The organism is Burkholderia sp. AU39826, assembly GCF_020419965.1.
GTDB lineage: Bacteria > Pseudomonadota > Gammaproteobacteria > Burkholderiales > Burkholderiaceae > Burkholderia > Burkholderia semiarida.
Genome location: NZ_JAIZQG010000012.1, coordinates 122,791 through 140,734, shown reverse-complemented (window position 1 = coordinate 140,734; position 17,944 = coordinate 122,791). Strand labels below are relative to the sequence as shown.

18 protein-coding genes are annotated in these 17,944 nt (G+C 68.1%); 7 read left to right on the top strand and 11 right to left on the bottom strand.

All coding sequences use genetic code 11. The features are described from left to right. The first annotated feature begins 60 nt into the window (after positions 1–60). The 4 genes from LGM42_RS20735 (at position 61) to LGM42_RS20720 (ending at position 3,512) form a co-directional block, all read left to right on the top strand. Positions 61–225: a hypothetical protein gene (locus LGM42_RS20735; protein WP_162838116.1), complete on the top strand. Its 165-nt coding sequence runs from the start codon at positions 61–63 to the stop codon at positions 223–225. A 156-nt stretch (positions 226–381) separates the two neighbouring features. After that, a complete protein-coding gene (locus LGM42_RS20730; RefSeq protein ID WP_226233064.1) occupies positions 382–1,041 on the top strand; it encodes a methyltransferase family protein in 660 nt (219 codons plus the stop codon). A 377-nt stretch (positions 1,042–1,418) separates the two neighbouring features. Beyond that, a complete protein-coding gene (locus LGM42_RS20725) occupies positions 1,419–1,859 on the top strand; it encodes a hypothetical protein (protein WP_059581902.1) in 441 nt (146 codons plus the stop codon). 816 nt (positions 1,860–2,675) lie between these two features. Further along, on the top strand, positions 2,676–3,512 hold the full coding sequence (locus LGM42_RS20720) for a bifunctional allantoicase/(S)-ureidoglycine aminohydrolase (protein WP_059581905.1): 837 nt from the start codon (positions 2,676–2,678) through the stop codon (positions 3,510–3,512). Between the two features lie 79 nt (positions 3,513–3,591). On the opposite strand, the gene LGM42_RS20715 is transcribed toward LGM42_RS20720, so the two are convergent. After that, complete coding sequence (locus tag LGM42_RS20715) at positions 3,592–4,005, bottom strand: hypothetical protein (protein ID WP_059581907.1); 414 nt, start codon at positions 4,003–4,005, stop codon at positions 3,592–3,594. 321 nt (positions 4,006–4,326) lie between these two features. Between LGM42_RS20715 and LGM42_RS20710 the strand changes: the two genes are divergently transcribed. Next, complete coding sequence (locus LGM42_RS20710) at positions 4,327–4,887, top strand: hypothetical protein (RefSeq protein WP_155644602.1); 561 nt, start codon at positions 4,327–4,329, stop codon at positions 4,885–4,887. A 119-nt stretch (positions 4,888–5,006) separates the two neighbouring features. Here LGM42_RS20710 and LGM42_RS20705 read toward each other — a convergent pair whose 3' ends face one another. Together LGM42_RS20705 and LGM42_RS20700 are read right to left on the bottom strand one after the other, a co-directional pair. Further along, positions 5,007–5,870 (bottom strand): S66 peptidase family protein, encoded by an 864-nt coding sequence (locus tag LGM42_RS20705; RefSeq protein WP_226233063.1) that lies wholly within the window; start codon positions 5,868–5,870, stop codon positions 5,007–5,009. 382 nt (positions 5,871–6,252) lie between these two features. After that, on the bottom strand, positions 6,253–7,047 hold the full coding sequence (locus LGM42_RS20700; RefSeq protein WP_226233062.1) for an aminoglycoside phosphotransferase family protein: 795 nt from the start codon (positions 7,045–7,047) through the stop codon (positions 6,253–6,255). A gap of 244 nt (positions 7,048–7,291) precedes the next feature. Here LGM42_RS20700 and LGM42_RS20695 point away from each other — a divergent pair, with 244 nt between their 5' ends. Together LGM42_RS20695 and LGM42_RS20690 are read left to right on the top strand one after the other, a co-directional pair. After that, a complete protein-coding gene (locus tag LGM42_RS20695) occupies positions 7,292–9,421 on the top strand; it encodes a penicillin-binding protein 1A (protein ID WP_226233061.1) in 2,130 nt (709 codons plus the stop codon). 8 nt (positions 9,422–9,429) lie between these two features. Continuing rightward, positions 9,430–10,041 (top strand): trimeric intracellular cation channel family protein, encoded by a 612-nt coding sequence (locus LGM42_RS20690; RefSeq protein WP_226233060.1) that lies wholly within the window; start codon positions 9,430–9,432, stop codon positions 10,039–10,041. Between the two features lie 67 nt (positions 10,042–10,108). Here LGM42_RS20690 and LGM42_RS20685 read toward each other — a convergent pair whose 3' ends face one another. The 8 genes from LGM42_RS20685 to LGM42_RS20650 all read right to left on the bottom strand — a co-directional run bounded on the left by LGM42_RS20685 (position 10,109) and on the right by LGM42_RS20650 (position 17,821). Then, entirely contained in the window at positions 10,109–10,939 is an 831-nt protein-coding gene (locus LGM42_RS20685) for a heme ABC transporter ATP-binding protein (RefSeq protein ID WP_226233059.1), read from the bottom strand. A 19-nt stretch (positions 10,940–10,958) separates the two neighbouring features. Then, on the bottom strand, positions 10,959–12,047 hold the full coding sequence (locus LGM42_RS20680; RefSeq protein ID WP_059581927.1) for a FecCD family ABC transporter permease: 1,089 nt from the start codon (positions 12,045–12,047) through the stop codon (positions 10,959–10,961). Between the two features lie 15 nt (positions 12,048–12,062). After that, positions 12,063–12,980 (bottom strand): heme/hemin ABC transporter substrate-binding protein, encoded by a 918-nt coding sequence (locus LGM42_RS20675; RefSeq protein WP_226233058.1) that lies wholly within the window; start codon positions 12,978–12,980, stop codon positions 12,063–12,065. Further along, on the bottom strand, positions 12,977–14,068 hold the full coding sequence (locus tag LGM42_RS20670; RefSeq protein WP_060317300.1) for a hemin-degrading factor: 1,092 nt from the start codon (positions 14,066–14,068) through the stop codon (positions 12,977–12,979). The genes LGM42_RS20675 and LGM42_RS20670 overlap by 4 nt, the downstream gene beginning before the upstream one ends. A 49-nt stretch (positions 14,069–14,117) precedes the next feature. Then, the gene (locus LGM42_RS20665; protein WP_226233057.1) at positions 14,118–16,391 is read right to left on the bottom strand and encodes a TonB-dependent hemoglobin/transferrin/lactoferrin family receptor; all 2,274 of its coding nucleotides are present in this window, start codon (positions 16,389–16,391) and stop codon (positions 14,118–14,120) included. Positions 16,392–16,636: 245 nt separating this feature from the next. Beyond that, on the bottom strand, positions 16,637–16,864 hold the full coding sequence (locus LGM42_RS20660; protein ID WP_059581936.1) for a hypothetical protein: 228 nt from the start codon (positions 16,862–16,864) through the stop codon (positions 16,637–16,639). Positions 16,865–17,053: 189 nt separating this feature from the next. Beyond that, positions 17,054–17,437 carry a DUF6232 family protein gene (locus tag LGM42_RS20655; protein WP_060317293.1) on the bottom strand — a complete coding sequence of 128 codons (384 nt, stop codon included), beginning with the start codon at positions 17,435–17,437 and terminating at the stop codon, positions 17,054–17,056. A gap of 123 nt (positions 17,438–17,560) precedes the next feature. Further along, entirely contained in the window at positions 17,561–17,821 is a 261-nt protein-coding gene (locus LGM42_RS20650) for a DUF2866 domain-containing protein (RefSeq protein ID WP_011548992.1), read from the bottom strand. Between the last annotated feature and the right edge of the window lie 123 nt (positions 17,822–17,944).

Below are 17,944 nucleotides of genomic sequence, written 5' to 3'. Positions count from 1 at the left end.
GTTGTGCTGCGGTGGGGCCTTCGCGAGGTGTCGTTCGTCTTTCGCGCCGGGAATCGAGCCATGTCCAGACTTCTCATCACGCTTGCCCTGATCGGCGGCCTGTCCGGCTGCTACGTCGCGCCGCCGTACGGCTACGCGCCCGCGCCGGCCTATTACGGTTATGCGCCCGCGTACTACGCGCCGCCCGTCACCGTCGGCATCGGCGGCCACTTCCACATCCGCTGATCCGTTGCGGCGCGCCGGCCCGAGCTATACCGGCTCGGCCGGCTGCGGTCGGCCGGCCGATGCACGCGAGTTCGCGCGCCGCATGACGGTGCCGCCCGGCGCGCGGGGCGCGCAGTTCCTATACTTCACAGGAAAGCGCATCCCCGCGAGGCCGTCATGACAGTCACCCCGAAGGTCGTCGTCCTGTCGGGCGTATCCACGCTCGTCTATCTCGGGCTCGCCGTGCTCGGCAGCGGCGGGTTCGCTGCGTTCTTCTCGCACCCGCAGCTGATCGTCATCGTCGTCGCGACGTTCGCGATGGCCGTCGCCGCGCTGTTCAGCGAAGGCAATCTGAGCAGCGGCGAGCGCGAAAATCGCGACAACCGCTGGGTGCTCGCGGCCTTCGCGGTAAGCGGCTTCCTGCTCGCGTACCTGCCGGCGCTGACCGACCGGCTCGACGTCTGGACCTTCGGCGGGGAGACGGTGCGCTGGATCGGCGTCGCGCTGTACCTCGTGGGCGGCGGGCTGCGCATGTGGCCCGTGTTCGTGCTCGGCAAGCGCTTCAGCGGGCTCGTCGCGATCCAGCCGGGCCATACGCTCGTGACCGGCGGCATCTACAGCCGCATCCGCAATCCGAGCTATCTCGGCCTCGTCGTCAATTCGCTCGGCTGGGCGCTGGCGTTTCGCTCGGGTGTCGGCGTGCTGCTGGTCGTGCTGACGCTCGTGCCGCTCGTCGCGCGAATCCGCTCGGAAGAGGCGTTGCTGCGGTCGCAATTCGGCGCGGAATACGACGCGTATTGCGCGCGGACGTGGCGATTGCTGCCCGGCGTGTACTGACCCCGCCATCTTCCCCCTGACCATCGTTCGGATGCCCGTTTGCGGCAGGTGCCGATGTGTTGCCACGTGTGTCTCGAACGGACGAGCGCGTGCGTGACCGACGTGTCGCAACGCGGGGCCGGACCCTTGCCAGAGTCAATACCGGCAAGGGTTTCAGCCGGATTCGGCGGGCGCGTTCAACGTCCGTTATTCGACAACAACTTGTTACCAGAATGTCCACGGCAAGGATGCGGGACCGGTGCTATTCTTCGCCGCAAGCTCATTGAAATGAATTGGTCCACGGTTCGGCACAATGCCTGGCCCGATGTCGATCGATTCAGGTCGTCGTACCGAGCGGACCTCGATAACCAGAATTGCGAACAAGGAAGAATACGGGAATGTGGAAGAAAATCGCCCCCACTCTCGTCGTCGCCGTGCTGACCGGCGCGACTGCACTGCCGGCCGTGGCCGGTGACTTGAACAACGCGCTCGGCGGCGCGCTCGGCGGGGTTGCCGGCGCAGCGGTCGGCGGCGCGGTTGGCGGCAGCACGGGCTCCGTCATCGGCGGCGCGATCGGCGGCGGCGCGGGCGGCGCGGTGACGTCGAACCGTCGTGAGCGCACCGGCGCGATCATCGGCGGCGCACTCGGCGGCGGCGCGGGTACCGCGGCAGGCAACGCGATGGGCGGCCGCACGGGCGGCCTGCTGGGCGCGGCGGTCGGCGGCGGCGCCGGCGCGGCGCTCGGCGGCAACCTGTCGCGCAGCTCGTACGATCGCGATCACGGCGACCGCGGCTACCGTCATCACCGCAAGCATCGTCACCACCGCGACTGGGACTGATCGCCGCTGGCGCGGCACGGTGCGCGAGCCGCGCACCGGCGCGCCGCCGGCGTCGGCACCCCGACGCGGGCCTCGGCCCGGCAAGCCGCCGGGCCGCTTCGCCGGCCAGACCGGCGATCCTCCTCCGGCTTCATCAGCCGCTGCCATGTGCCCGATCGACGGGCCGGCAATGCTCCTTCCGCCGTTTTTCTCCGTTTCTCGACGGCACCCGTTGCCGCATCCGAATGTGCTCGGACAGGGTCGGCCGAATGACATCTCCTTTTCCTTCGACACGTCGGCTCGCTCCAGCCTGACGTGATGGCCTCCGTGCGGCCCTCGCGCCGTGATCCGCTGCCGCGCACGTAATGACCTCCTTCGCCTCGCCCTGCGTAACGGGATGCATCGAGACCAGCGCGTGTCTCCCCGCGTTGCCGCACCGGCGCATCGCGCGAACATCGCGACCGTCAGGATTTCCCTGATGGTCGGCACCTCGCGCGACGCGTCCCCGCCGTGCATCGCGGGCGCCGGCGGGTAGTGGGAAATCGAATGGATGGCATCGCAACATTTAATTGGTCGATCGGGATCGACTTCGCTATCGTCGGCGATGCTCGCGTACGGAGTCGAACCGTGCGGCCGTCCGCGCCTCGCCTGATCGCGAGCGCCGCGGCGCTGAACCGGACGACCCGCCGCGAAGCCTGGCCGACCGATCGAAGGCGCATGCGCTTTCAAGCCACCCCGGCAACGATGTCCCGCCGCCGCATGCGTACTCCACGCGCATGCGAACCGCCCGATGCCGTTTGCGCCTGGGGCCGGACCAACCCATTGCCTGGATGCACTATGTCTAAGACAACGTATTACGCGCCGCATGGCGGCCACCCGCCGCAGACGGATCTGCTGACCGATCGCGCGATGTTCACCGAGGCGTACGCGGTGATCCCGAAGGGAGTGATGCGCGACATCGTCACGAGCTGGCTGCCGTTCTGGACCCACACGCGCCTGTGGGTGATCGCGCGCCCGCTGTCGGGTTTCGCGGAGACCTTCTCGCAGTACATCGTCGAAGTGAATCCGGGCGGCGGCAGCGACAAGCCCGAGCAGGACAAGCACGCCGAAGCCGTGCTGTTCGTCGTCGAAGGCGAAGCCGAGCTGACGCTGCAAGGCAAGCAGCACACGCTGAAGCCGGGCGGCTATGCGTTCATTCCGCCGGGCGCGGACTGGACGCTGCACAACGTCAGCGATGCCGCTGTGCGTTTCCACTGGATCCGCAAGCACTACCAGGCCGTCGACGGCATTCCGCTGCCGGAAGCGTTCGTGACGAACGAGCAGGACGTCGAGCCGATTCCGATGCCGGGCACCAACGGCGCATGGGTGACGACGCGCTTCGTCGACATGAGCGACATGCGTCACGACATGCACGTGAACATCGTGACGTTCGAGCCGGGCGGCGTGATCCCGTTCGCCGAAACGCACGTGATGGAGCATGGCCTGTACGTGCTGGAAGGCAAGGCCGTCTATCGGCTGAACCAGGACTGGGTCGAGGTGGAAGCGGGCGACTTCATGTGGCTGCGCGCGTTCTGCCCGCAGGCGTGCTATTCGGGCGGGCCTGGGCGGTTCCGTTATCTGCTGTACAAGGACGTGAACCGTCACATGAATCTGACGCTGAACCCGGCGCGCTGAAGCGCCGCGTACGTCGGACATGAAAGGCCGCCGGTGTTGTGCCGACGGGTTTTTTTCGGGGGCTTCGTGGGTTAGAAAGTCAGCGGACAAGCTGTCCGACAACGCGAGCCCACATCGCCCGAAGGCGTCGCGCGCGGTCTTCGAAGAGATATGAGGCCGCAAGCGCCAGGAGACCTGAAATCGCACCCGTCACGATGTGCTCGACATAGGGAATACGGTAGTGACTCGTGTGCGAGTAGGCGTCGCCCAACGTCGTCAGGACGCCGACGACCAGCGCGTTGCCGTATCGATGCGCGTAGAGTTTCGCCACAGGCGTGAAAGTCAGAAGTACAGCCAGGAGTCCTGTCAGCAGACCCGTATGAAAGGCGATGGTCCAGTGGGCAAGGCTCATGACGTTTCCCCAGCTCCCGGGCATGCAGGTCATGCACGCACTGGTCGGCTGCCAGAAACGCTGGACGAAGAGTCTGACGCGGTGCTTCCACTCGGTTGACATGATGCGTTTCCGTCGATGTCGTCGCCACGGCCGGCGCCGCCACACATAGACGGAGCGGCTGTGCGCGGTAGGGGTCGGGCAATCACCTGGACATGCGGGAATACTACTCCACGATCAGACGACCGCTGTTTCGAGCGTGCCCGGAATTCAACGCTCGAGTCTATCGGTGCGGCACCGTCCGTGACGTGCGTCGAACGATGCGCTTGCGCGCGAGGTCGACGGCTGGAATCGGACCCGGAGCAGACGCCAATCCACAGCAACAGCGGCCACCCGAGCAATGTAAAATGGTTGCACGAACAGCACTCGCGGAGAACGGTTAAGGTGGCAGTCGAGTCCATACTCGAGGCAGAGCGTGATCGATACCTGCAATTCTTCCGTTCGACGGTCAGCCAACTTCAAACCTCCGTGCGCAACGTTGCGACGGAAGTCCTAATCTCCATAAACAACGATCGGATACCGTATCCGTACCGCTACCTTCGCGTCGATGCCTTGGCAAAGGATGAAGGAGATCAAATCAAACCGTACGAATTCGCTATCGATCCGGACCCAGCATTCGTTGCAGAAATTTTCCGTTTCCGTGCGTTCGACCTGAATCTCCATCCATTCACGTGGAATAGATTGCAGGTGGTCTTCGATCGGCAGCCGCCAGAGACCTTTGCGTTGGACAACTGGATTACCACATGGCTAGACGTAGGTGAATGCGGTGGCAATAGCGTCGATGGATTAGCCGGTGCGATCCACGGTGCGAGCCAAGTCGAATCTAACGATCACTGGTCGTTCTTCACAGTTGACTTCGGGACCGCGCCGACGACAGCCCTGATGCATCTTCTCGACATCATTGCAAAACGAGGGGTAAAGCAGATCTTCCTCAAAGCAGGCTGAACAAACGTCACCGCCGCTTCTTTATCGACGAATCAGGCGAGATACCAAGCGTCTGCCCGCGCCGAATCCCGTCCACCGCCCGACAATCGACGATCGGACAGCATGTGCGAAGGGCAAAGCTATCGCAGCAATATGTCTCCGCGGATCTCGGCAGGCCGTCCAACCACCCACGACAGATTGCGCTGACCATGACCCACGGGAAGGCCCCCGTAGATTGGGGCGCCGAGCGGCGCCAGTGCGTCCAGCAGAACGTCCGTAAGTAAGTAGTCGGCCCCGGCCGGCACCGGGCAGCGGATGAAGTCGCCGAGCACGATCGCGCGTGCGCCATCGAGGATACCGGCGTGACGCATCGTCATGATGCTGCGGTCAATGCGGTATGCAAGTTCAGTAACGTCCTCCAGAACGACAATCGAGTCGCGAAATCTCGGTTGCCAACGGCTGCCGGCCATGCTCGCGAGTACCGTGAGATTGCCGCCCACAAGCGGCCCTTCGATCGAATCAGCCGACCCATGCAGACGTTCGAGTGGCAGTGGCGTCGGCGGGACCCCGGTGAGCGCACCCAGAACGCTGAGGCGCGACTCCTCGTCAACTTTCGTCGCGAGGCCGTTGAGCGTCGGCCCGTGAATTACGTCGATGCCGGGAATCTGCTGCAGCGCGCAGAAAAGCGCGGTCGCGTCGGAGAAGCCGATCACGGTTTTCTTTCGGGGCACGGTAGTGGGCAGCGCGGGCAGCACATGCGTAGAGCCATAGCCGCCGCGTGCGATCCAGACGATATCGACTGCCGGGTCTGACAACGCCGCAAGCAGATCGTCGATACGATCCTGATGAGATCCCGCGAGATACCGGAACCGGTCAGCTACGTGCGCGCCCACAGAGACGGAAAATCCCCAACTTTCCAGCAGCGACATGGCGCGCGCGAGGTTATCCCGGTCAGGAATGCCCGCCGGCGCCACGACGGCCACCCGCTTACCTTGCTCTATCACGTCGGTTGCTCCATTGTTTCACCGGTCGCCGGCGCCAAGCATTTGAGCGGAACGTTGCCGCGCGCCAACCAGAGCCCGCCTCCGCATTGAAAGCAGAAATCGTTGCGTCTTGCCTATCTCTTGCCACTTCTGATGCAACGATTGTCGCGAACGGCGAGCCACGAGCCGCCGTATGCACGAGACATCATGCGACCCGCAAGCTTACGACATGCGCCCCCGGTGAAGTGGCAATGCAACCCGATTCACGCCTTTATCAGCCTGACGCCGATTGTCGACGATTCAGGCGCTGAGGTCGAGTAGCCGTCCTGGCCGAATACCGGTGGTCTTCGCAGCTTTCCTGCGGAAATCCGCGATGAGCTGTTTTCATCGCCGATGCGTATCGCTACAGCCCGAGCGCTCTCGTCGCGAGCATCGCAACCTGCAGCCGCGTGTCGGCCGGCTGGCCGTCTTCCGTCAACCACACGGCCGACAGCCCGGCCCACGCGAGAATCCATTGCAGCAGCCGACGCGAGTCAAGCTGCGCGGCATCCGCCACGACCACGATACGCCGCTCGAAACGCACCGGATCGACGGCGATGTCATGCGCAGGATTACAGAACAGGTTCGCGTAATCGAACGTGCGCTCGCCGCGCAGCCCTTTCGGGTCGATCGCGCGCCAGCCGCGATCGCCGAAATGAAGAATGTTGTCGTGGTGAATGTCGCCGTGCAGCACGACTTCGTCGACGGAAGGCTCGGCGAACAACTGGCGAGCGACCGCCGCCGAGCCGCGCAGCGCGTCGTTATCGACATCGTTCGACAGCAGCGCGTAAAACCAGTCATGCAGCGGCACCACCGGCGGTACCTGCGGCGCACGATGCGCATGCAGCCGCGCGACGACGTCGCACGCGATGCGCATCGTGTCGTCATCGTGGCCCGCGGCCGACAACGCGGCGAGCGTCGGCGTCGGCTGCGCGCGCTCGAGCAGGATCGCGTCGCCGTCGTGCTGCCACACCTGCGCGGCGCCTTGCCCGTTCCACCAGGCCATCAGCGCATTGCCGCGCCGCTCTTCGTCGCACGTCGCGACTTTCAGCATCGCGGGCCGCGCGTGCCACACGACCGGCAGCAGGCCGCCGCTCGCGGTCAGGATCGGGCCGCCGTCGGGAACGAGGCCCCACAGGTCGAGGTATCGATCGAACATCCGACGATGGTACAAGCGAACCGGCTCGCGCGCCCGGCACACGTGACCGCAACGGCATGCCGCAAACCCGCATGCACGATCCGAGCGGCCTCCAAAGCGCTTTCCTAAATAAAATTTAGCCAGCCAAACTTTGGCTAAAGAATGTTCCGGTTTCGCGGCATCCCTTCGACAATGCGCGCCTTTCGTGACCGATCGGCGCGCCGCCCGCGCGCCGGCCGTCGCGGCATTGAAGAAGGAGCCCGACATGACCGATCCCACCGCCCACCCGCCGCCACCGCCCGCGCCGCCATCCGCAGCGCCGCGCCGCCGCCGTGTATGGCGCACGCTCGCGGGCGCGCTGCTCGGCCTGACGCTCGCGTGCGCGGGCATCGGCGCGTGGACGATCGATCGCATCTGGACGCAGTTGCCGTCCGTCGAACACCTGGCCGTCTATCGTCCCGCGCTGCCGCTGCGGATCTTCTCGCGCGACGGCGACCTGCTGGCCGAATACGGCGTCGAGCGGCGCGAGTTCGTGCCGCTCGAACGCATCCCGCCGCTGATGCGCCATGCGCTGCTCGCGGCCGAGGACGCGAAGTTCTACGAGCACGGCCCCGTCGATATCGGCGGCCTCGCGCGCGCGACGTTCGCGAACGTCGTCACGGGGCAGCCGGGGCAGGGCGGCAGCACGATCACGATGCAGGTCGCGCGCAACTTCTACCTGACGCGCGACAAGGTGCTGAGCCGCAAGCTCGCCGAGATCCTGATGGCCGCCAAGCTCGAACGCGAATACAGCAAGGACAAGCTGCTCGAGCTGTACATGAACGAGATCTATCTGGGCGAGCGCGCGTATGGCTTCGCGGCCGCCGCGCACGTGTACTTCGGCAAGCCGCTCGACGCGCTGAGCGCCGGCGAGGCGGCCGTGCTCGCCGGGCTGCCGAAGGCGCCCTCCGCGTTCAACCCGGTCGTCAACCCGGTGCGCGCGACCGCGCGGCGCAATTACGTGCTCGGCCGCATGCATGCGCTCGGCCAGCTCGACGATGCGGCGTATCGCGCGGCCGTCGACGCGCCGATCGCGCTCGCGACCACGCCGCCGCCCGGCATCGTCGCCGCGCCGTACGTCGCGGAGCGGGCGCGCCGGATGATGGTCGAGCGGTTTCATGACGATGCGTACACGCTGGGCCTCGACGTGACGACGACGATCTCGATGCGCGACCAGCGCGCGGCCGAAGCCGCGCTCGAGCGCACGCTGAGCCGTCAGGCGCGCGCGAAGCGCGATACGCGCAACGGGCTCGAAGGCGCGCTCGTGTCGCTCGATGCGGCTACCGGCGACATGCTCGCGCTGGTGGGCGGCGCGGATTTCAATCGCAACGTGTTCGACCACGCGTTGCAGGCGTATCGCCAGCCGGGTTCGAGCTTCAAGCCGTTCGTCTATTCGGCGGCGCTGGAGAAAGGCTACTTCCCCGGCGTGCTCGTCGACGATACGCAGCGCACGCTCACGCATGCGGAAACCGGCGCGCGGCCGTGGCGTCCGCGTAATTTCGCCAACCACTACGAGGGCTTCATCCCGGTGCGGCGCGGGCTCGTGCGCTCGAAGAACCTCGTCGCGGTCAGCCTGATGCAGGCCACCGACGCGCGCTACGTGCAGCAGCACGCGGTGCGGTTCGGCTTCGACGCGCAGCGCAATCCGGCGTCGCTGCCGCTCGCGCTCGGCGCGGGCGCCGTGACGCCGCTCGAACTCGCGAGCGCGTACAGCGTGTTCGCGAACGGCGGCACGCGGATGGAGCCGCGCCTGATCCTGTCGGTGAAGCAGCGTCACGGCGGCGCGATGTACGAGGCGGCCGTGCCGGCGGGCGAGCGGGTCGTGTCGGCGCGCAATGCGTTCGTGATGGACAGCATGCTGCGCGACGTCGTGCGGGCCGGCACCGCGCGCGGCGCGCTCGCGCTACGGCGCGACGACGCGGCCGGCAAGACGGGCACGTCGAACGGGTCGAAGGACGTATGGTTCGCGGGCTACTCGTCGGGCATCGTCGCGGTCGCATGGCTCGGCTACGACACGCCGCGCCCGATGGGGCGCGCGACCGGCGCGACGCTCGCGCTGCCGGTCTGGCTCGACTACATGAAGACGGCCGTCGACGGGCGCACGCCGGTCGATGCGACGCCGCCGCAGGACATCGTGCTCGTCGACGGCGATTTCGTCTACGCCGAATACACGCGCGGTACGTGCACGGCCGACGTGCCGGCGTATATCCGCAGCCGCTTCGCATGCGGCGGCGCGGCGGCCGTCGATGCGCCGGATGCGCGGGCCGACCACGGCAAGCGCGACGAACCGATGCCCGCCGCGGTCGATGCGGCCGAGCGCGAACGCGTGCTCGACCTGTTCCGGACCGACGACTGACGCGCGCGATGCATACGCTCTACCTGATTGCGATCGTCGCGGAAGCGATGTCGGGCGCGCTGATGGGCATGCGCCGCGGAATGGACCGCTTCGGGCTCGCGCTCGTCGGCGCGGTGACGGCGCTCGGCGGCGGCACGGTGCGCGACGTGCTGCTCGGCCACTATCCGCTCGGCTGGATCGCGCATCCCGAATACCTGGTGATCACGCTCGTCGCGGCGACCGTCGCGTCGTGGGCGGCACGCCATGTCGCGCGGATGAAGACGCTGTTCGTCACCGTCGATGCGATCGGCCTCGCGGCGTTCACGATCATCGGCTGCGACGTCGGCGCGTCGGCCGGCACGGCGCCGATCATCGTCGTGCTGGCCGGCGCGATCACGGGCGTGTGCGGCGGGATGCTGCGCGATTTGCTCTGCAACGAGATGCCGCTGATCCTGCGCGAGGAGCTGTATGCGAGCGTCGCGTTCGTCACGGGCACGCTGTATGTCGGGATGCAGCATGTCGGCATCGACGCGGGGTTCGCGACGCTCGTCGCGCTGGCGGCCGGCTTCTCGATGCGGACGCTCGCGGTGCGACTCGGCTGGAAGATGCGGACCTTCGGCGCGGCGGACGTCGAGCATTGAGCGCACGCGCCGGTGCCTGCCGCGCCGGCATTCAGTCCGGCTGCATCACCTGAAAGACGTTCCCTTCCTACGCGGGCACCATCACCGGCGGCGTTCCGTCGCCAGTTTCCACCATCTTCACCGCGAAGCCGTAGCACCGCGCGATATGGGCCGGCGTCATCACGTCGCGCGGTGCGCCATGCGCGACGATCGTGCCGTCGGCGAGCATCGCGATCGTATCCGCATGCCGCGCGGCGAGGTTCGGATCGTGGACGATCGCGAGCACGCCGAGCCGCCATTCGCGCGCGACGGCGCGCACGGTATCGAGCAGGCGGTGCTGGTGCGCGAGATCGAGCGCGGCGGTCGGTTCGTCGAGCAGCAGGTAACGCGGGCCGGTTTCCATCGCGTCGTGGTCCGGCCACAGCTGCGCGAGGACGCGGGCGAACTGCACGCGCGCGAGTTCACCGCCCGACAGCGTCGTGACGTCGCGGCCGACGAGCGCGTCGGCGCCCGCGCGTTCGAGCGCGCGCCACGCGATGTCGCGATCGCGATGCGCGATCACGTGGCGCGCGCCGCCGCGCCGCGCATGCGGATAGCGGCCGAGCAGCACGATTTCGTCGACGCTGAACGGGAACGCCGGCTGCGCGGCCTGCGGCAGCACCGCGCGCAGGCACGCGAGCCGCGGCGCGTCGATGCGCGCGAGCGGTTCGCCGTTCAGCGTGACGTCGCCCGTCACGCGCACGCCGTTCGGCGCGATGCCGCCGGTCAGCTCGCCGGCGAAGGTTTTCAGCAGCGTGCTCTTGCCGGCGCCGTTGCGCCCGAGCAGCGCGGTCACGCGGCCGGGTTCGATCGACAGCGACAGGTCGCGCAGGATCGTATCGTGCCGGCGGGCGACGTCGAGGTGGTGGGCAGTCAGCATGGTCGTCGTGATGAAGGGATTACCCGCCGAGCGCGCCGCGGTTCTTCCACAGCAGCACGAGGAAGAACGGCGCGCCGAGCAGCGCGGTCAGCACGCCGAGCGGAATGTCGGCGGGCGCGGCGACGGTGCGCGCGGCGAGATCTGCCGCGAGCGTCAGCAACGCGCCGAGCAACGCGGCGCCGGGCAGCACGATGCGCTGGTCGGGGCCGCACGCGAGGCGCACGCAATGCGGCGCGACGAGTCCGATGAAGCCGATGACGCCCGCGCAAGACACGAGCGCGCCGACCGCCAGCGCGACCGCGACGAGCACACGCCGCTTCAGCCGCTGCACCGGCACGCCGAGATGCAGCGCTTCGGTTTCGCCGAGCTGCAGCGCGTTCAGCGCGTCGCGTTCGCGCACGAGCAGCCCGCAGCCGAGCGCGACGCATGGCGCGACGGCCGCCAGCGTCGTCCATTGCGCGCCGCCGAGGCTGCCGAGGCTCCAGAAGGTCAGCGAACGCAGCTGGGCGTCGTCGGCGACGAACGTGAGCAGCCCGATCGCCGCGCCGGCCAGCGCATTGATCGCGATGCCGGCGAGCAGCAGCAGCGGCAGTGCGAGCCGGCCGCGCGACGCGGCCAGCCGGTAGACGAGCGCCGCGACCGCGAGCCCGCCCGCGAACGCGGCGACCGGCAGCGCGGCCGCGCTCGCGTGCGCGGCGAAGAGCGCGGGCCCGAGCACGATCAGCGTGGTCGCGCCGAGCGCGGCGCCGCTCGACACGCCGACGAGCCCCGGATCGGCGAGCGGATTACGGAACAGCGCCTGCATCGCGGCGCCGGTCGCGCCGAAGCCGCCGCCGACCAGCAGCGCGAGCGCGACGCGCGGCGCGCGGATGTCGAGCAGCACCGCGCGCGCCTGCTGTGCGGCCGCGTCGCCGCTCAGCGCGGCCCAGGCTTGCGCCAGCGGAATGCGGTACGCGCCGACGCACAGCGCGACGACGGACATCGCGGCCACCAGAACGGCGAGCGCGGCCAGGACGAACGGCGCGAAGCGGCGCGACGTGCCGAGGCGCGCGGCGCCGGTGCGCGCGGCGCGCCGCGGTGCGTTGAACGGCGAAGCGTGAGCGGGCATCGGGTCGATCCGGAATCAGGCGAGCGCATCGGACAGGCGTCGATGCAGGGTCGTGACGGCGAGCGGCAGGCGCGGGCCGAAGCCGAGCAGGAACAGCGCGTCGAGCGACACGACGCGCCGCGCGCGGCCGGCCGGCGTCGCGCCGAACCCGGGCGTCGCGAGCAACGCGGCGTGACCGCCGACGGCCGCCAGTCCTTCGTCGGTGATCAGCACGACGTCGGGCGCGGCCGCCGCGAGCGCCTCGGTGGTCAGCGGCTTGTAGTGATCGAAGCGCTGCATCGCGTTGCGCGCGCCCGCATAGCGGATCATCGCGTCGGCGGCCGTGCGCTGGCCCGCGACGAGCGCTTGCGCGCCGGTATGGTTCAGCACGAACAGCACACGCGGCGGCTGCGCGCCGCCGGGCACGCGCGCGGCGACCGCGTCGCGCGCGGCCTGCCAGTCGCGATCGAAACGCTGCAGCAGCACGGTGCCGGCGTCGCGCACCTCAAGCGCCTGCGAGACGCCGGTGATCTTCGCACGCACCGATTCGACGTCGTGGCGCTCGTCGAACGTCGTCACCGCGACACCCGCGCCTTTCACCTGCGCGATCGCCGTCGGCGGGCCGGCTTCCGCCGAGGCCAGCACGAGATCGGGCCGCAGCGACAGCAGCCCCTCGGCCGACAGCGCGCGCTGGTAGCCGACCTTCGGCAGGCGCTTCGCGGCGTCGGGATACGTGCAGGTCGTGTCGGCGCCGACGAGCCGGTAACGCGGCGTCTCGGCGCCGCCGAGCGCGAATGCGGTTTCCGCGAGCGCGCCGCCGATCACGATCACGCGCTTCGGGGTGGCGGCCGCGACCTGGGCGAGCACGCCGCCGGGCAGCGCGCCGGCGAGCGCACCGGCCGCCGCGCCGGCCAGCAGCGACCGGCGGCGCGGATCGAACGGCCGCGCGCTCACCGCGCGGCCCCGCGTGCGGCCGCCGGTAGCGTCGCGACGAGCGAGCGCCAGTCGTCGCGCTCGACCTTGCCGGGCTTGCGCTCGCCGAACAGCAGCGCGACGTGCTCGCCCTGCCGGTCGAACAGCTCGAGCGACGTGACGATGCCGTCGCTCGTCGGCTTCTTCACGACCCATGCGGCGGCGATCAGGTCCTCGCGTACATGCAGGTTGAAGCCCGGATCGAGGACGTTGATCCACGCGCCGACCTCGCGCACGTTCGCGACGGGGCCCGTATGGATCTGGATCATTCCCGCATTGCCGACGAACACCATGATCGGCTGGCCGCTTGTCGCGGCCTGTTCGAGCACGTGGCGCAACGCATGCGCGGTTTCGACCGGATACGCGTATTGCGGATCGGCGAGACGCAGGGCCTGCAGGCGGCTCACGCCGAAGCGCTGCGTGAGGCCGAAGAACTGGTGCGTGTCGGTCATCGCATCCCACGCGGCGCGAAAGCCTGCGACGTCGATCTCGCTATCGGCGCGCTCGGGCGTTTTCGGCGCGGCGGGCGTGACCTCGAGGCCCGGCTTCTGCGACGGTGCGCGCCAGCGTTCGACGAATGCGTCGTACGCCGCGTGATCGCTGTGCGCGCGCAGATAGACCTTGTGGATCGCATGGCCCTGCGCATCGAAGAACTGCAGGCTTTTCAGCGGGCCGTGCGCGGTCTCGTCGCGCACCGCGAATGCCGACACCCAGTGACGATAGAAGATGCGCAGGTCGATGTCGCCGAGCGCGAGGCCGACCGGGCCGTCGTGGCTCATCTGCGCATATTCGCCATCCTTTTCATGCACGGCCGTGTCGTTGCGCGTGAGCGCCATCACGCGGCCGAGGCGTGGCATTTCCTCGAACATCGCCGGGAAGCGCGCGTCGAGCCGCACGACGTGCTCGCCGACGAACGCGCCGAGCGCCTCGCCTTCGCTGACGCCGAGCGCCTGCGCGACGTCGCGGTTGCGCAACTGGCGCTCGGTCTTGAGCTTGATGAACGCATCGCGCAGCGCGGCGACCGCGCGGGCCGACGTGGCCGGCTGACCGGGAAGGGCGGAATGCATCATGTCGGACTCCTTCGAGTAACGGTTGGGGTGGGTGCGCGGGCAACGCGCATCAGAAATCCACTTTCATGCTGATGGCGACCGTGCGGCCGGGCGACGAATACGCGTCGAGCACTTGCGAATCGGCCGCGATGCCGCGCACGTCCGACCAGTTCCAGTACTTGCGGTCGAACAGGTTGCGGATGCCGATCGTCGCGCTCACGTGCTTGTTGAAGCGGTAGCCGCCGCGCAGGTCGACGACGAACGACGACGGCGGCGTGAAGCACGTCTTGTTCGAACAGTCGGACTTGTCGACGTCCTTGTCGCGTTTGGCGGCCTGGAACAGCAGGTCGGTCTGCACGAACCAGCGTTCGCCCGGTTCATACCGCACGCCGAACACGGCCGAGAACGGGTTCACGGTGTTCAGCGGCTGGCTGGCGGCGCCGTCGTTCTGCGTCGAGCCCTTCGTGAAGGCCATCGCCGTCTTCAGCGTGATGCCGTTCGGCATCGCCCATTCGGCGCGGCCTTCGAGGCCGTGGATGCGCGCATCGGCGAAGTTCACGTACTGGAACACGAACGGGTCGACCGGCCGGCCGCTGCCGGCGATCGTCGTGCGCGAGATGAAGTTGCGGTAGCGGCCGGTGAACGCGGCCGCGCTGTAGCGCACGACGCCGTAGCCGGTGCCGGCCTTGCCGCGCAGGCCGGCTTCGAACGTGTCGCTGGTCTCGGGCTTCAGGTTCGGATTGCCGATCGACGTGTAGCCGTACACGGGGTTCGAGAAGCTGCTGTTCACCTGGTCGGGCGTCGGCGCGCGGAAGCCGTGCGCGTACTGCACGTACGGAATGACCGCGGGCGTGATCTCGTAGAGCACGGCGACGCGCGGCGACAGTTCGTTCGCGCTCGTCGACACGGCCTTGCCGGTGAACAGCGGATCGTTTTCGGTGGGGCTCAACCGGTACGTGTCGAAGCGCAGGCCCGGCGTGACGAGCAGGCGGCCGTAGCCGATCTGGTCCTGCACGAACGCGCCGAACAGCGTGTAGTCGGTGTCGGGAAACGCCTTGTTCGGGAACGCTTCGCCGACGCCCGGCACCGTGCCGTCGCGCAGGTTCGTCACGCGCGACAGGCTGCCGTCCACGCCGTAGAGCAGCTTGTGCGCGAGCGGGCCGGTCGCGAAGCCGCTTTCGGCGAACGCGGAGCCGCCGAACGTACGCTCCTTGTACTGGTTGTCGCGCGAACGCGAGGGCTGCCTGCCGCGCGTCTCGAACGCGTACTGATCCTGCTTCGCGTCCTGGTAGTAGAACTGCACGTGCGCGGTCTGGAACCAGCGGAATGCATCGTCGCGGAAGTCGTAATCGACGCTGAAGCGATTGCGCTCGAGCCGGTCGTGCGTCGTCAGGCCGAGCGTGGCCGGCGCATTGATCGCCGACAGCACGTCGGTGCTCACGCGCCGCTGCACCGTTTCGGCGGTGAACTTGATCGTGTCGCGCGCGGTGGGCGTCAGCACGAGCTTGCCGAGCAGCGATTCCGAATACACGTCCTGCGGGTTCGACGTCGTGCGCAGCGTGCTCGCCGAGTTGTTGCCGCCGCGCGTGTCGACCTCGTGACCGCGCCGGCCGTCGGCGATGATCATCCCCTGGATGCGGTCGTTGCCGCCCGCGGCCGACACGGTCGCGCCGATGCTGCGGTCGGTCGAGTCGTAGCTCGGCCGGAACGAGAAGTAGTAAGGCTTGTTGTAGACCGACAGCAGGTCGCGCGGGTCCTTCGTGATGAAGTTCACCGCGCCGGTCAGGCCGTCGCTGCCGTAGAGCGCCGACGCCGGCCCGCGCAGGATCTCGATGCGCTTGAGCGTGTCGAGATCGGCGTAGTCGCCGCGGCCGGCTTCGAGCGGGCCGAACGAGAACGCGTTCGGCAGGCGGATGCCGTCTTCCATCAACAGCACGCGATTGCCTTCGAGGCCGCGGATGTTGATGCTCGAATCGCCGTCGCGGCCGCCGCCGAGCGCGGCGCTGCCGGGCCGGTACGCGGTGCGGCGCACCGTGATGCCGGGCTCGTAGCGCAGCGCGTCCTTGATGTTGGTGGCCTGCTGCTCTTCGAGATCGTCGTCGGTGATCACCGACACGGACGCCGCCGTGCGGCTCGCCGCGGTGGCGGTGCGGGTGGCCGTGACGGTGACGGGGTCGAGCAGCGCCGCATTGCCGCGCGCGGATGCGGCAGCGGCGGTCAGGACGGCGGAAGGCGGCGTGACGCCTTGCGGCGACGAATCGGCGTAAGCCGTGGCGGCGGACAGGCCGAACGCGCCGAACAGCGCGGCACGGATCGGCCGCCGCGCCAGCATGGAGCAATGCACAGGTGGTCTCCCATTGACGATAACAAGCCCGAAGGCTGGCTGGGTGACGCGTTCACCTGGCTGGCCCGTTTGCGCGCGGCATGCGGCAAACGGCGATTTGAAAGGCAACTGACAACCTTAACAGTGTAAATGAGAATTATTATCAATACAAGGACGCAAAGCGGCTCACGCGAGTGAGCGCTCGCCTGCGCGGCTCGGCCGAGCTCGGGTCGGAAATTCGGGAGAAACTGGGGCGCGAACGCGCTCTAAGCCAGCGCTTCGACGCGAATCAGCAGGTTGCGCGCGTGCGCGACGAACGCGTCGTGCGTTGCGCGATCGCCGTGGCTTTCGATACCGGCCTGTTCGGCGAACGCGATCTGGTCGGTGTAGAGCTCGACGAGCGTACGGCGTGCGTCAGGGGGAAGCGCACGGATCATCGACACGATCAGCAGTTCCTGCGCGCGAAGCATGCCGGACAGCGATTGAGCGTTCATGCTGGTGCCTCCTCGGACGATGCGGCGGCGAGCCGCTCTTTCCATACTAGGCGCTCGGCGGCGGAGGTGGAGGCGAGGTGCGTGCGTGCCGGCGGCCGGCACGCGATTCCGCGCGAACGCCGCGCGAGCCGACATTCGCCGCGTGCGTGCGGCCGGCGGGAACCGGCACGCAAGCGAATGCGAGGAAAATCAGCCGGCCGCGGTGGCGGACCGCGCATCGCGCACGACCTGCGCGACACGTTCGACGAACTCGGCGTCGACGCTCGACAGCGCTTCGCGCTTGCCGTCGGGCATCTCGACCATCAGGCGATAGGTGACGTCCTGCGTGGTCCAGGCGAGATAGCCGACGACGGCGAGCATCACGCCGACCACGAGCGCGGCGCTCGATGCGCCGATGCCGCCCGCGATGGCGATGGCCGCGCCGATCAGCGAGATCAGCGACGGCACGAGACGGTTCTTCGGAATCTTGACGACGTCGACGTGGCGGATGTCACGCAGTGCGAATACCTGCCCGGCGGCCGACAGGCCGTTGCGCGTGACCATGACGCCACGTTCGTTGAATGCGTTTTCCATCATGTGTTGCGTGGACGAAAACGCGCAGCGTAGCAGGTTTCGTTGCCGCGTCAAACGAGACCGACTGCCGCACGATGCGCGCGGCGCGGCCGACAGAAGGGGGGCGGGGGAACGGAAACGTGCTCAGAACTGTAGCCGGCCGTCGCCGTAAAGCCGGCCCGGCACGTGCGACGCGACGACCTCGGCGATTTCTTCGTCGGTCGATTCGGCCGGCACGATCTGGCGCCGCGCGGGCGCGTCGAGATGCATCGTCCATTCGACGAGGCGATACGGGCGGCCCCAGGGGCGCTGCATTTCAACCGAGACGCGGCAGCTCTGGACCGGCAGCGAGTGTTGGCACGTGAGAATCGCGTGCAGATGGCTGAAAACGGTATCTTCGATCATCATGGCCTCCGATCCTGTCTTGTGGGCAATCGATGGCGGCGCCGTCGGCGTTTAAAAAAAAAGCCGCCGATGCTCAGGCGGCCAACAGGGGGGGTGAGAGCATCGTCTCAGCCCAGAATTAAG

Coding starts and splice junctions, on each gene's coding strand:
- LGM42_RS20735 (WP_162838116.1), top strand. CDS start 61: ATGTCCAGACTTCTCATCACGCTTGCCCTGATCGGCGGCCTGTCCGGC.
- LGM42_RS20730 (WP_226233064.1), top strand. CDS start 382: ATGACAGTCACCCCGAAGGTCGTCGTCCTGTCGGGCGTATCCACGCTC.
- LGM42_RS20725 (WP_059581902.1), top strand. CDS start 1,419: ATGTGGAAGAAAATCGCCCCCACTCTCGTCGTCGCCGTGCTGACCGGC.
- LGM42_RS20720 (WP_059581905.1), top strand. CDS start 2,676: ATGTCTAAGACAACGTATTACGCGCCGCATGGCGGCCACCCGCCGCAG.
- LGM42_RS20715 (WP_059581907.1), bottom strand. CDS start 4,005: ATGTCAACCGAGTGGAAGCACCGCGTCAGACTCTTCGTCCAGCGTTTC.
- LGM42_RS20700 (WP_226233062.1), bottom strand. CDS start 7,047: ATGTTCGATCGATACCTCGACCTGTGGGGCCTCGTTCCCGACGGCGGC.
- LGM42_RS20695 (WP_226233061.1), top strand. CDS start 7,292: ATGACCGATCCCACCGCCCACCCGCCGCCACCGCCCGCGCCGCCATCC.
- LGM42_RS20690 (WP_226233060.1), top strand. CDS start 9,430: ATGCATACGCTCTACCTGATTGCGATCGTCGCGGAAGCGATGTCGGGC.
- LGM42_RS20685 (WP_226233059.1), bottom strand. CDS start 10,939: ATGCTGACTGCCCACCACCTCGACGTCGCCCGCCGGCACGATACGATC.
- LGM42_RS20680 (WP_059581927.1), bottom strand. CDS start 12,047: ATGCCCGCTCACGCTTCGCCGTTCAACGCACCGCGGCGCGCCGCGCGC.
- LGM42_RS20670 (WP_060317300.1), bottom strand. CDS start 14,068: ATGATGCATTCCGCCCTTCCCGGTCAGCCGGCCACGTCGGCCCGCGCG.
- LGM42_RS20660 (WP_059581936.1), bottom strand. CDS start 16,864: ATGAACGCTCAATCGCTGTCCGGCATGCTTCGCGCGCAGGAACTGCTG.
- LGM42_RS20655 (WP_060317293.1), bottom strand. CDS start 17,437: ATGGAAAACGCATTCAACGAACGTGGCGTCATGGTCACGCGCAACGGC.
- LGM42_RS20650 (WP_011548992.1), bottom strand. CDS start 17,821: ATGATCGAAGATACCGTTTTCAGCCATCTGCACGCGATTCTCACGTGC.